This window comes from Candidatus Aalborgicola defluviihabitans (assembly GCF_016705985.1).
In the GTDB taxonomy this organism is placed as follows: Bacteria; Pseudomonadota; Gammaproteobacteria; order Burkholderiales; family Burkholderiaceae_C; genus Allorhodoferax; species Allorhodoferax defluviihabitans.
In genome coordinates this window covers 23,677-36,396 of sequence record NZ_JADJKN010000008.1, presented here as the reverse complement: position 1 = coordinate 36,396, position 12,720 = coordinate 23,677, and the positions used below count along the sequence as shown (strand labels likewise).

At 57.0% G+C, this 12,720-nt stretch carries 11 protein-coding genes, 1 tRNA gene and 1 pseudogene; 12 read left to right on the top strand and 1 reads right to left on the bottom strand.

The window, feature by feature from the left end; genetic code table 11:
• The first annotated feature begins 41 nt into the window (after positions 1 to 41).
• The 12 genes and pseudogenes from thrS (at position 42) to IPI80_RS10515 (ending at position 11,355) form a co-directional block, all read left to right on the top strand.
• The gene (gene thrS / locus IPI80_RS10570) at positions 42 to 1,979 is read left to right on the top strand and encodes a threonine--tRNA ligase (protein WP_413859828.1); all 1,938 of its coding nucleotides are present in this window, start codon (positions 42 to 44) and stop codon (positions 1,977 to 1,979) included.
• A gap of 105 nt (positions 1,980 to 2,084) precedes the next feature.
• Complete coding sequence (gene infC, locus IPI80_RS10565; protein WP_413860405.1) at positions 2,085 to 2,681, top strand: translation initiation factor IF-3; 597 nt, start codon at positions 2,085 to 2,087, stop codon at positions 2,679 to 2,681.
• Positions 2,682 to 2,848: 167 nt separating this feature from the next.
• Positions 2,849 to 3,052 (top strand): 50S ribosomal protein L35, encoded by a 204-nt coding sequence (gene rpmI / locus IPI80_RS10560; protein ID WP_413859826.1) that lies wholly within the window; start codon positions 2,849 to 2,851, stop codon positions 3,050 to 3,052.
• Positions 3,053 to 3,077: 25 nt separating this feature from the next.
• Positions 3,078 to 3,437: a 50S ribosomal protein L20 gene (gene rplT / locus IPI80_RS10555; RefSeq protein WP_087494119.1), complete on the top strand. Its 360-nt coding sequence runs from the start codon at positions 3,078 to 3,080 to the stop codon at positions 3,435 to 3,437.
• 102 nt (positions 3,438 to 3,539) lie between these two features.
• Positions 3,540 to 4,613: a phenylalanine--tRNA ligase subunit alpha gene (gene pheS / locus IPI80_RS10550; protein WP_413859823.1), complete on the top strand. Its 1,074-nt coding sequence runs from the start codon at positions 3,540 to 3,542 to the stop codon at positions 4,611 to 4,613.
• 6 nt (positions 4,614 to 4,619) lie between these two features.
• A pseudogene (gene pheT / locus IPI80_RS10545) lies at positions 4,620 to 7,056 on the top strand (phenylalanine--tRNA ligase subunit beta).
• Positions 7,057 to 7,092: 36 nt separating this feature from the next.
• Positions 7,093 to 7,410, top strand: coding sequence for an integration host factor subunit alpha (locus IPI80_RS10540; RefSeq protein WP_413859821.1), 318 nt, complete (start codon positions 7,093 to 7,095; stop codon positions 7,408 to 7,410).
• A gap of 205 nt (positions 7,411 to 7,615) precedes the next feature.
• Positions 7,616 to 7,978: a MerR family transcriptional regulator gene (locus tag IPI80_RS10535; protein WP_413859819.1), complete on the top strand. Its 363-nt coding sequence runs from the start codon at positions 7,616 to 7,618 to the stop codon at positions 7,976 to 7,978.
• Between the two features lie 39 nt (positions 7,979 to 8,017).
• Positions 8,018 to 8,094 (top strand) — tRNA-Pro (locus tag IPI80_RS10530).
• Positions 8,095 to 8,171: 77 nt separating this feature from the next.
• A complete protein-coding gene (gene ispF / locus IPI80_RS10525) occupies positions 8,172 to 8,651 on the top strand; it encodes a 2-C-methyl-D-erythritol 2,4-cyclodiphosphate synthase (protein ID WP_413860403.1) in 480 nt (159 codons plus the stop codon).
• A gap of 75 nt (positions 8,652 to 8,726) precedes the next feature.
• Positions 8,727 to 9,209, top strand: a complete 483-nt coding sequence (locus IPI80_RS10520) for a DUF3016 domain-containing protein (RefSeq protein ID WP_413859817.1) — start codon at positions 8,727 to 8,729, stop codon at positions 9,207 to 9,209.
• Positions 9,210 to 9,306: 97 nt separating this feature from the next.
• Complete coding sequence (locus IPI80_RS10515) at positions 9,307 to 11,355, top strand: FAD-dependent oxidoreductase (RefSeq protein ID WP_413859815.1); 2,049 nt, start codon at positions 9,307 to 9,309, stop codon at positions 11,353 to 11,355.
• Here the strand turns inward: IPI80_RS10515 and IPI80_RS10510 are convergent, their stop codons facing one another.
• Entirely contained in the window at positions 11,356 to 12,717 is a 1,362-nt protein-coding gene (locus IPI80_RS10510; RefSeq protein WP_413860401.1) for an ATP-binding protein, read from the bottom strand. It abuts the gene before it with no gap.
• Positions 12,718 to 12,720 lie beyond the last annotated feature (3 nt).

Here is a 12,720-nt window from a genome sequence, read left to right as displayed (position 1 = left end):
AGCGCGGCGTGTCCGCGCTTTTTTATTTTCTTGTGTAAACCATGATTCAGATCACGCTTCCCGACGGCTCCCAACGCGAATATCCAGGTCCGGTCACTGTGGCCGAAGTGGCTGCCTCCATTGGTGCTGGCCTGGCCAAGGCAGCTTTAGCCGGCAAGGTCCGAGGCGACGGTGAGCCTGCTGGCTCGGGCAAAGTGGTGGATACCAGTTTCCAGATGACGACCAACTGCGCACTGTCCATCATCACGGCCAAAGACGCCGATGGCCTGGAGGTGATTCGCCATTCCACGGCCCACTTGCTGGCCTATGCCGTCAAGGAGCTGTTTCCGGATGCGCAGGTCACTATCGGCCCGGTCATTGAGAACGGTTTCTTTTACGACTTCTCGTACAAGCGCCCGTTCACGCCCGAAGACTTGCTGGCGATAGAGAAGAAGATGACGGCACTGGCCGCGTTGGATGAGCCGGTGACGCGCCGCGTATTGCCGCGCGATGAAGCCGTGGCCTATTTCAAGAGCCTGGGTGAGCACTACAAGGCAGAGATCATCGAAAGCATTCCCGCGGATCAGGACGTATCTCTGTACCGTGAAGGTAAGTTCGAAGATTTGTGTCGTGGTCCCCACGTGCCGAGCACCGGCAAGCTCAAACATTTCAAGCTCATGAAGCTGGCTGGTGCCTACTGGCGTGGCGACCATAGAAACGAAATGTTGCAGCGTATCTACGGCACGGCGTGGGCCACGAAAGACGAGCTGCAGCAGCATTTGACGATGCTGGAAGAGGCCGAAAAGCGCGACCACCGCAAGCTTGGCCGCGAACTAGATTTATTTCACATTGACGAGCACGCCCCCGGTCTGGTGTTCTGGCACCCCAAGGGTTGGACGCTGTGGCAGGGTGTGGAGCAGTACATGCGCAAGGTGTACCAGGACAACGGCTACCAGGAAGTCAAAGGCCCACAGATCATCGACAAGGGCTTGTGGGAGAAGACAGGGCATTGGGACAAATACCGGGAGAACATGTTTATCACGGAGTCGGAGAAGCGCGAATATGCACTCAAACCGATGAACTGTCCGGGGCACATCCTCATTTTCAAGCAGGGCATCAAGAGCTATCGCGACTTGCCCTTGCGGTACGGTGAGTTCGGCAACTGCCACCGCAACGAGCCTTCAGGCGGCTTGCATGGAATCATGCGCGTGCGTGGATTCACACAAGACGATGGCCATATCTTCTGTACTGAAGAGCAGATTCTGAAAGAGTGCGTGGACTACACCGCCTTGCTGCAGAAGGTCTACACCGACTTTGGTTTTAAAAACATCATTTACAAGGTCGCGACCCGCCCAGAGCAACGCATCGGCTCTGATGAAAGCTGGGACAAGGCGGAGGCCGCGTTGATTGAAAGCCTGAAGGCTTCCGGTTGTGCCTATGAGATTTCCCCGGGTGAGGGCGCTTTTTATGGCCCCAAGATTGAATACACGCTGAAAGACGCCATCGGGCGTCAATGGCAGTGCGGCACCATCCAGGTCGATTTTTCCATGCCGGAGAGACTGGATGCCGAGTATGTGGGTGAAGATGGCGCCCGCCACCGCCCGGTGATGTTGCACCGCGCCATTGTCGGTAGCCTGGAGCGATTCATCGGAATTCTCATTGAAGAGAGTGCTGGTGCATTGCCGGCGTGGCTTGCGCCCGTGCAAATTGCGGTGCTCAATATTACGGATGCACAGGCAGAATATGCCAAAACCGTAGCCAAAACGTTGCAAAATCAAGGGCTTAGGGTCAATTTAGACCTGCGTAACGAAAAAATTACGTATAAAATACGCGAGCATTCGATGCAGAAGCTGCCGTACTTGGTCGTTATTGGCGACAAGGAAATGGCAGCAGGCGCTGTTGCAGTGCGCGCCCGGGGTGGTCAAGACCTCGGAGCAATGCCCCTTGATACCTTTGTACAAAAGGTTCTGGGCGACATTGCCAGCAAGTCAGCTCTCTAAGGAATGACCCCCGGTTGTATCCATGAGGAAACGTTGCTTTGTTCGCGTGCGCTGTGGAGCAACCGCTACAGTTTTTGTAGCAAAGATATTGTGAAGGATTGAGCCATCGCTACTGAATTTCGTGACCGTCGTCACCGCGAAGAACGCAAACACCGCCTCAACCGTGAAATTATGGCACCCGAGGTTCGCCTCTCTGGCCAGGAAAACGAGCCTTTGGGCGTCGTGAGCCTCATGGAGGCCCTGCGCATGGCAGGCGAGTTGGACGTGGATCTGGTTGAAATTGCTGCTACGGCGAACCCGCCGGTCTGTCGTTTGATGGACTACGGCAAGTTCAAGTACCAGGAACAAAAGAAGGCTGCGGAAGCAAAGGCCAAGCAGACGGTCATTGAAATCAAGGAAATCAAGTTCCGCCCGGGAACGGATGATGGCGATTACAACATCAAGATGCGCAACATCAAGCGCTTCCTGGCCGAAGGCGACAAATGCAAGATTACGCTGCGCTTTCGGGGACGTGAAATCACGCACCAGGAACTCGGAATGGCCTTGTTGAACCGTATTCGTACTGATTTGGCTGATTTGATTGTGGTGGAGCAGTTTCCCAAGCTCGAAGGGCGTCAAATGATCATGATGATCGCGCCCGGTAAGAAAAAGCCCAACGTTAAAGCGGCTTCAGAGGCTGCGGCGACAACAGCGGCGACATAGAGAAAATGGGTGCTGTCCGGTTTTTGCCGGCCAGCCACAGAATCAGAAGGTGAAAACCCTCTGACTAGGCAGCGCCGAAAGGCATTGCCTGAGAAGTGACTCGGGGCCAACAAGGCTGGAAACCGTTTCCAGACGCCTCACGAGCACAAAGTAAAAGGAGCATTAGCATGCCCAAAATGAAGACCAAAAGCGCGGCGAAGAAACGCTTCCGCGTCCGTCCAGGTGGCACCGTTAAACGCGGTCAAGCCTTCAAACGTCACATCTTGACCAAGAAGACCACCAAAAATAAACGCCATTTGCGCGGCTCCACTGCAGTTCATGTGACCGATATGGGTCGTATGGCGCAGATGTTGCCAGGCCGTGGTATTTAATTAACGACGAACAAGGAGTAATCACATGCCTCGCGTCAAACGTGGTGTAACGGCTCGCGCCCGCCATAAAAAAGTTCTGGCCCTTGCAAAAGGTTTCCGCGGTCGCCGCGGTAATGTCTTCCGTATCGCCAAAGAAGCGGTAATGAAGGCTGGGCAATATGCCTACCGTGACCGCCGTACCAAGAAGCGTGTCTTCCGTCAGTTGTGGATTGCCCGTATCAACGCGGCAGCCCGTCAATGCGGCCTGACATACAGCCAGTTTGCCAACGGTCTGAAGAAGGCCAATATCGAGATCGACCGCAAGGTTCTGTCCGATATCGCCATTCACGACATGGCGGCTTTTGCCGGTATCGTGGAGCAAGTCAAGGCCAAGCTGGCTGCTTGATTTTCGCCCTGTAGCGCTATCTTTTTGGTAGCTATCAGAGCAAATAGAACAAGGGCTAGAGCTTGAAAAAGCGCTAGCCCTTTTTCATGGATCCGAGAACCTATGAACGATTTGAACGCCATCGTCCTGCAAGCCCAAGCCGCCTTTGAGCAAGCCGTAACCCCTGCTGACCTGGAGAACGCCAAGGCGCTGTTCCTGGGCAAGGCCGGACGCATCACCGAGCTGATGAAAGGCATGGCCGCCCTGAGTGTGGACGAGAAAAAGTCCCGCGGCGCGGCCATCAACCTTGCCAAGCAGGCGATTGAGGTTTCACTGAACGATCGCCGTCAGGCATTGGCAGATGCAGAGCTGCAAGCACAATTGCGCGCTGAAGCGTTGGATGTGACCTTGCCGGGCCGCCAGCGCGGGCAGGGCGGTTTGCACCCGGTTTCTCTCACCTTGGAGCGTATTGAGGCCATCTTTGGCTCCATGGGGTTTGATGTCGCCCAGGGCCCGGAGATTGAATCTGACTGGTTCAACTTCACCGCATTGAACACGCCCGAGGACCACCCCGCGCGTTCCATGCACGACACCTTCTATGTCGAGGGCGGCACTGAAACCGCTCCCAACCTGCTGCGCACCCACACCAGCCCCATGCAGATCCGCTACGCGGTGCAGCATGTCAAAAAGTATAGCCGCAAAGCCAATAACGGCGAGGGCCAGAGCCTGTTTTCAGGTGATATGCCTGAAATTCGCGTGATAGCCCCAGGGCGCACCTACCGGGTGGACAGCGATGCCACGCACTCGCCCATGTTCCACCAGTGCGAAGGCCTGTGGGTGGGCGAGAACGTGAGCTTCAAGGACCTGAAGTTTGTGTTTACCGATTTTTGCCGTACCTTCTTTGAGTCGGACGATCTGGTACTACGTTTTCGCCCCAGCTTCTTCCCGTTCACCGAGCCTAGCGCCGAGATCGACATCCAGTTCCAAAGCGGCCCGTTGTCAGGGCGATGGCTGGAGGTGGCTGGCTCAGGCCAGGTCCACCCCAACGTGATCCGCAACATGGGCCTGGACCCCGAGAAATACATCGGCTTCGCCTTTGGCATGGGTCCCGATCGACTGACCATGCTGCGCTATGGTGTCAATGACCTGCGCCTGTTCTTTGATGGTGACATCCGGTTCCTGTCGCAATTCCAATAATCCGCTATGCAATTTTCTGAATCCTGGCTGCGCACTTTCTGCAACCCCGCTATTTCCACGGCTGAACTGGCCGAAACCTTGACCATGGCCGGTCTGGAGGTGGAAGAGCTCAAACCGGTAGCCCCGCCCTTCACAAAAATCGTGGTGGGTGAAATCAAAGAGGCCCAGCAGCACCCCAATGCGGACCGCTTGCGTGTCTGCAAGGTGGATGTGGGCCAAACAGAGTTGCTGAACATTGTCTGTGGCGCACCCAATGCCCGCGTCGGCATTCGCATTCCCTGTGCTTTGGTCGGGGCCGAGCTGCCGCCGGGTGAAGATGGCAAGCCGTTTCAAATCAAGGTTGGCAAGCTGCGTGGCGTGGAAAGCCAGGGCATGCTGTGTTCGGCCCGTGAACTCAAACTGTCCGAAGACCATGGCGGTCTGCTTGGAGCTGCCATTGGACGCGTCCCTGGGCCAGGACATTCGTTCCTACCTGGATCTGGACGACACCCTGTTCACCCTCAAACTGACGCCCAATTTGGCACATTGCCTCAGTGTGTATGGCGTCGCGCGGGAAGTGTCGGCGCTAACCGGCGCACCACTCACCACGCCTGCCATTGCCCGAGTGGCCGTGACCAATCAGGACAAATTGGCAGTCAAAATCAGCGCGCCCGATTTGTGTGGTCGTTTTTCCGGCCGCGTGGTGCGCAACGTCAATACCAAAGCGAAAACCCCACAGTGGATGGTTGACCGCCTGGCACGTTGTGGCCAGCGCAGCGTTACCGCGTTGGTCGATATTTCCAATTACGTGATGTTTGAGTTGGGTCGCCCATCCCATATTTTTGATTTGGACAAAATTCACGGTGGCCTGGATGTGCGCTGGGGCAAGGCGGGCGAGACGATCAAACTGCTCAATGGCACTACCGTAACGGTGGATGACAAGGTTGGCGTAATTGCCGACGCGTCGCAGGTTGAGTCCCTTGCCGGCATCATGGGCGGTGATGCCACCGCCGTGTCGGATGACACCCAGCATGTGTACGTGGAAGCCGCCTTCTGGTGGCCCAAGGCCATCGCCGGACGCTCGCGCCGGTTCAACTTCTCCACCGACGCCGGTCACCGTTTTGAGCGGGGTGTGGACCCTGAGCTGACGGTGGAACACATCGAGCGGATCACCCAGTTGATCATTGATATTTGCGGCACGCCCACCACCACCTGTGGCCCGGTGGACGACCAGAAGGCCCATGTGCCTGCACCCAAACCTGTAACGTTGCGCGTAGCGCGTGCCGTCAAGGTGATTGGCATGCCACTGACCCAGGCGCAGTGCTTTGACGCACTGCAGCGGCTGGGCTTGCCGGTGGAGCAGGGCGATGGCGTGGTGACCGTCACGCCACCTTCCTACCGCTTTGATCTGCAAATCGAAGAAGATTTGATCGAAGAAGTGGCGCGCATGGTGGGCTATAACAATCTGCCACACACGCCTCCACTGGCTCCCATCACCGCCAAGATTCGCACCGAATCGCAACGCGGGCCATTTGCGGTACGCCGTAGTCTGGCCGCACTGGGTTACCAGGAAACCATCAACTTTAGTTTCGTGGAAGAGGCTTGGGAACACGGCCTGGCAGGCAACCCCAATCCCATCAAGTTGCTCAACCCCATTGCCAGCCAGATGAGCGTCATGCGTTCGTCCCTGCTGGGCTCGTTGTTGCAGGTGCTGAAGTTCAACCAAGCCCGCAAGCAGGCGCGCGTGCGCGTGTTCGAGCTGGGCCGGGTGTTCTTGCGTGACGCATCGGTCAAGAGCACTGACAGCACGGTTGAAGGCTTTGATCAGCCCATGCGGGTGGCCGGTTTGGCCAGTGGCGGTGCGGATGTCCTGCAGTGGGGGCGCAAGGAGCAAGGTGTCGATTTCTTTGATGTCAAAGGTGATGTGGAGGCGCTCTTGGCGCCCCTGCAAGCCAGCTTTCTGCCGGGTATCCACCCTGCCATGCACCCCGGTCGTTGTGCACAGGTGGTGCTGGAGGGTCGTGCAATCGGCTTTGTGGGTGAACTCCATCCCCAATGGCGCCAACAGTTTGATTTGGCCCAAGCCCCCGTCCTGTTTGAGCTGGACCTGGACGCTGTTCTGCGACGTCGGGTGGCAGAATTCAAACCGGTGGCCAAGTTGCAGCCGGTGCAGCGCGACATCGCAGTGGTGGTGGCAGATGATGTAACCCATGCGGCACTAATGGCAGCCATTTGGGCGGCGCCCACGTCTGGTTTGCTGCGGGATGCCCAGTTGTTCGATGTGTACCGTCCAAAGCTTGCCAAGGATGCCGTGGCCACGGATGGCGCAGCAGACCGCAGCCTGGCGGTGCGCCTTACACTCAACAGCGATGAGGCTACGCTGTCGGAGGAACAAATCGAATCCACCGTTAAGGCAATTGTGGATCAGTTGACAGCCAATGTGGGAGCTCGCCAGCGCGTTTGACCCCGCGCAGCTGGCAGTTATAAGAATCGAGGCACCATGGATTTTTCTGTTGAGAGTCTGGAAACCCCGGCATTGACCAAGGCGCAGCTGGCGGACCTGCTGTTTGAGCAGATCGGGCTCAATAAGCGTGAGTCCAAGGACATGATTGATGCCTTCTTCGACCTTATCGCAACCAGTTTGGTAGACGGCGCTGATGTCAAAATTTCCGGATTTGGCAACTTCCAGATCCGCACCAAGGCACCTCGTCCGGGGCGCAATCCGCGCACCGGGGAGGCCATTCCCATCCAGGCGCGTCGTGTAGTGACTTTTCACGCCAGTCACAAGCTCAAAGAACAAATTCAGGTCGAAACCTGAACCGTGCCGCTGTTTTAGCAACAACGTGCCGGCATTCCGTTGGGGTGCCACAATCAGTCTTTGCACTGAGATGAAAGTTAGAGTAACCTCTACGCTTTCCTTCGTACAGCATTGATTTCAATGGAGAAAACTCTCCCCCCTTATACCGGCTAAACGCTACTTCACCATCGGTGAGGTTGGGGATCTGTGCGGCGTCAAACCCCATGTGCTACGGTATTGGGAGCAAGAGTTCACGCAGCTACGCCCTATGAAGCGACGTGGCAATCGCCGCTACTACCAGCACCACGAAGTGCTGATGATCCGCCGCATCCGGGATTTGTTGTACGACCAGGGCTTCACCATCAGCGGTGCTCGCAACAAAATGCAGGAATTGCTGCAAAACGAGCGAGATAAAAAACGCAACGGCGAAATCCTGCTGGATGGCGTGGAGGTGCTGGAGATTGACGACGTAGATCTGGATGACTTTGTGGATAGCCAGTCGCGCGACGGTTTTGACGACAGTTCCACCCACTTGGTACAAGTCCGCAGAGAATTATTTGAAATTCGTGAGTTGCTGGCTACCGAGTGAAAGAGCAGCAATTTCCCGCGTTATAATTGAAGGCTAGATCGGTGTGTGGCGCAGCCTGGTAGCGCACTTGCATGGGGTGCAAGGGGTCGAAGGTTCGAATCCTTTCACACCGACCATTACAACGACTAAAGCCTTCAAACAGAAATGTTTGAAGGCTTTTTTCATGGCGCGTGTAGCGCTGATGAAAGACACCATGAAATTGCGTATTGGCGAAGGCTGGGACATTCATGCTTTGGTGCAAGGGCGTAAGCTGATTCTGGGCGGTGTGGAGATTCCACATACCAAGGGGCTACTAGGCCATTCTGATGCTGACGCTCTATTGCACGCCATTACCGATGCACTATTGGGCGCCGCCGCCCTGGGTGACATTGGAAGCCATTTCCCCGACACCGATACCCGTTTCAAGGGCGCTAACTCCTGTGTGCTGCTTGCCGAAGCCGCACGCCAGGTGCGGGACAAAGGTTATGCCATCGCGAACGTGGACAGCACCGTCATTGCCCAGGCACCCAAACTGGCCCCCCATATTGGTGCCATGCGTGCGCGCATTGCCGATGTGCTGGGCCTGACTGTGGATCAGGTTAACGTCAAAGCCAAAACGGCAGAAAAACTGGGGCCGGTGGGTGCTGGCGAAGCGATGGAGGCGCGCGCTGTCGTACTGCTGGTGGGAACTTGATGCTGGCAATTTGAATCCTACCCAAAGATCCCTATGGATCTTGCGTTAGGTACGCGTTTTCCTACAGGAGGTTGTATGAAACTCCGTAATTTGTCATGTATTGCCATTTGTTTTGCTATTGCAGGCGGTGCCGTCCGGGCTGGGTCAGTTGACGTAGCCTTCGTGCACCCAGAAGCTTTTACCGATGTGCGCGACCAAAATCTGGATGCGGCACCCAACCTGCAGACCATTGCCGAGTATTTGCAGTCCCTTGGACAAAAGTACTTGCCCGCCAACCAGTCCTTACAGGTAGATGTGCTCAATGTCGATCTGGCTGGCAAATTGCATCCCTCGCGGCGCTGGGGATGGGTGCGGATAGTAGGCGGCCAGCTGGACTGGCCGCGGATGACCCTTAATTACCGGTTAGTTGAGAATGGCACAGTGTTGGCCAGCGGACAAGATGCTATTGCCGACATGGCGTACTCTTCGCACCTGGACTCCTACCCTGGCTGGGAGACGCTAGAGTCTGAAAAACGCATGCTTCGCGACTGGTTTCGCAGCCGGTTCGTGCAGCCTTGAGTCTGCAGCACTGCTGCACCGTGTACGTTTGGGGTGCTCACTCCAGAGCGGTGGGCCTACACTCGCGCCCTGATTTCACTCTGCCTGCGCAAAAACCATGTCCCAGCCTCAATTCGCTCACCCCAATCTACTGAAACCGCTGGACCTGGGTTTTACTACCCTGCGCAACCGCGTGATGATGGGTTCCATGCACACCGGGCTGGAGGACCGTTTCTACAACTACTCCAAGCTGGCTGCGTATTTTCGTGAACGAGCCAAGGGTGGCGTGGGGCTGATCGTGACGGGCGGCATTTCACCTAACCGCCAGGGCTGGCTATTGCCTTTTGGCGGGACACTCAATTCCATTTTTGATGTCCGCAACCACCGCAAGCTGACGCAGGCGGTGCACGACGAAGATGGAAAAATTCTCATGCAGATTCTGCATGCAGGGCGTTACGGTTACCAGCCCTTGGTGGTCTCTGCTTCAGCCATCAAGTCGCCGATTTCCATGTTCAAACCCAAAGCGCTGACTGAGGCGGGCATCCAGTCCACCATTCGTGCCTATGTGCGTTGTGCAAGGCTGGCACAAAAGGCTGGCTACGATGGTGTGGAGATCATGGGCAGCGAAGGCTATTTGCTCAACCAGTTTCTGTGCACGCGGACCAATCAGCGCACAGACCGCTGGGGCGGTGCCATTGAGAACCGGATGCGGCTGGCCGTAGAGATCGTGCGCCAGGTTCGTGCTGCCGTTGGGTCTAATTTCATTCTCATGTACCGCCACTCAGTGCTGGACCTGGTGGAAGGTGGCAATAGCTGGGATGAAGTGGTGCAGGTGGCGCAGGCACTGGAATCTGCAGGGGTAACTTTGTTCAACACCGGTATTGGCTGGCATGAGGCCCGTACACCCACCATCGTCACATCGGTGCCGCGCGCGGCTTTTGCCCATGTGGCGGCGCGGCTCAAGCAGTCTGTGAAAATTCCGGTGATTGCCAGCAACCGCATCAACATGCCGGATGAGGCCGAGGCGTTGATTGCCAGTGGCCAGGTCGATATGGTGTCCATGGCGCGTCCGTTCCTGGCTGATGCCGAGTGGGTTAACAAAGTGGCAGCCGGTCGGGTAGACGAAATCAATACCTGCATTGCCTGCAACCAGGCTTGCCTGGACCACACCTTTGCCAACAAGCGTGCCAGTTGCCTGGTCAACCCACGGGCAGGCTATGAAACCGAATTGGTCTATCGCAAGGCGCAGCGTCGCAAGAAAATAGCAGTAGTGGGTGCGGGGCCTGCCGGCATGTCTGCAGCCACTGTGGCGGCTGAATGTGGACACGACGTCAGTCTGTTCGATAGCGCTGACCGGGTCGGCGGCCAGTTCAATGTTGCGATGCAGGTGCCAGGCAAGGAAGAGTTTGCCCAGACATTGCGCTATTTTGCCAAACGGATCAAAACCACCGGCGTCAACTTGCAATTGGGACAGCGGGTAACCCGGGAGCAATTGCTGGCGCATGGGTTTGACGACGTGGTGTTGGCCACCGGCATTGTTCCCCGCACGCCGCGAATACCCGGCGTGGAGCGGACCAATGTAGTGTCCTATCTGGATGTGTTGCAGCGCAAGGTCACGCTGGGCAAGCGCGTTGCCATCATCGGTGCGGGCGGCATTGGGTTTGACGTGGCAGAGTTTCTGCTACACGACCCTGGCGTTGCCCTGCCGGTGTCCATTGAACACTGGTGCAGTGAGTGGGGTGTCGACTTGCAGGCCACCGCAAACGGTGGTTTGGTTTCCACTCAGCCAGCAGAACCCTACCGTGAGTTATTTTTGCTGCAGCGCAAGGCGACGCGGGTCGGTGCGGGCTTGGGTAAAACGTCAGGTTGGGTGCACCGCGCCGTGTTGCAACGCAACGGCGTGGAGATGTTGGCAGGCGTTGAATACCAAAACATTGACGATACCGGCTTGCACATCACGGTTAACGGCGCATCACGCCTGCTCGAAGTAGACCACGTGGTGTTGTGTGCTGGCCAAGAATCATTGATTGAGTTGATGCCACCATCTGACGCGCCGGCCATGCCAAGCGCGCCGCGTTTTCACCGTATTGGTGGCGCCGCCCTTGCGTCAGAGCTGGATGCCAAGCGCGCCATCCGTGAAGGCGCAGTGCTTGCGGTCAGCCTGTGATCACGCATCGGTGAATCGCTTAAGCCGTATATTGGCCGACAGGCCTCCGGTACTGGCGATGCTCAGCGTAAACACGCCGCCCATGCGCTGAACGGTTTTTTCTACGATAGCCAGCCCCAGCCCGGCACCATTGGCGGCCGTGCGGGCCGCTTCTCCCCGGTAGAAGGGCTGCGTCAGGTTGGCCAATTGTTCTGGCGCAGCGCCGATGCCGCTGTCGCGAATTTTGATGAGCACCCATTTGTCCCGCGATATGGCTGCAATCTGGATACGGGCAATACCGGTTTCAGGTGTCTTGCCATAGCGGCGGGCGTTCTCAAGCAAGTTGGACAGGATGCGACCAAGCTCCACCTCGTCCGCGATCACCATAAGGTTGTCTTCCAACTGCAGGGTGATTTGCACATCAGCCTGGTTTTTGTAGGAATAGATGCAGGCATCCACCACGTCCGCCAGCAACACGGGCGCGAGCGCGTCTTTTTCGGGCCGGGCATAGTCCAGAAATTTGCCGATGATGGCGTCCAATTGGGCAATGTCGGCGGCCATGTGGGCACGGGCATCCAAGTCGGCAACGCTCATTTCGGTTTCCAGACGTAACCGCGCCAGCGGCGTGCGCAAGTCGTGCGAGATACCAGCGAGCATCACTGCGCGATCTTGCTCAACTTTGGCCAGGCGCTGTGCCATGCGGTTAAAGCCGATATTGACTTCCCGGATTTCACCGGTTTGGACGTTTTCATCCAGCCGGCTGGCTTCAAAATCGCCTTCGCGCACCCGGCTTGCTGCAAACGACAACTCCTTGAGCGGGCGATTGATCAGTCGGGCAATCAGCGCCGCACCAGCCAGCGACAAGGCCCCTGCCACGGCCAACCAGATGATCCAGGTGATTCCGCCAGCCGTGTTAAACCGTTCCTGATCCGTGAGTAGCCAGTAGTCGTCGCCGTCGATCACAAAACCGATCCAAAGGCCGCTTTGGGAATTCACACTGCTGGCAATGACCGTACCAGGCCCCAGGCGTGTACTGAGTTCATCGGCGATCTGGCGGGTGATTGCGTTTTTGCCGAAGGGCGTGAACTGGTCAGTGGGTTCACGCGGAACTATATGCACGCCTTCCTGGTCGCTCATGGTTTTGAGTAGTGAGGTTCTGGCAATGGCATCGGCGTGGATCAAGGCAGCGCGGCTCAAATTTACCTGGGATGCCAGTTGTTGTGCCGTCTGCATGGCGCGGGGCTCAAACTCCAGTGAACGCAGGGTCTGCAACCAAGCCAATATGCTGCCCAGCAGCAGGAGGGCCAGCAGGAAGAAAGTGCGCCAGAACAGGCTCAGGCTGGTGCGCCGGTGTTGCGGGCCATCGATAGCCGAATCAATCAGTGT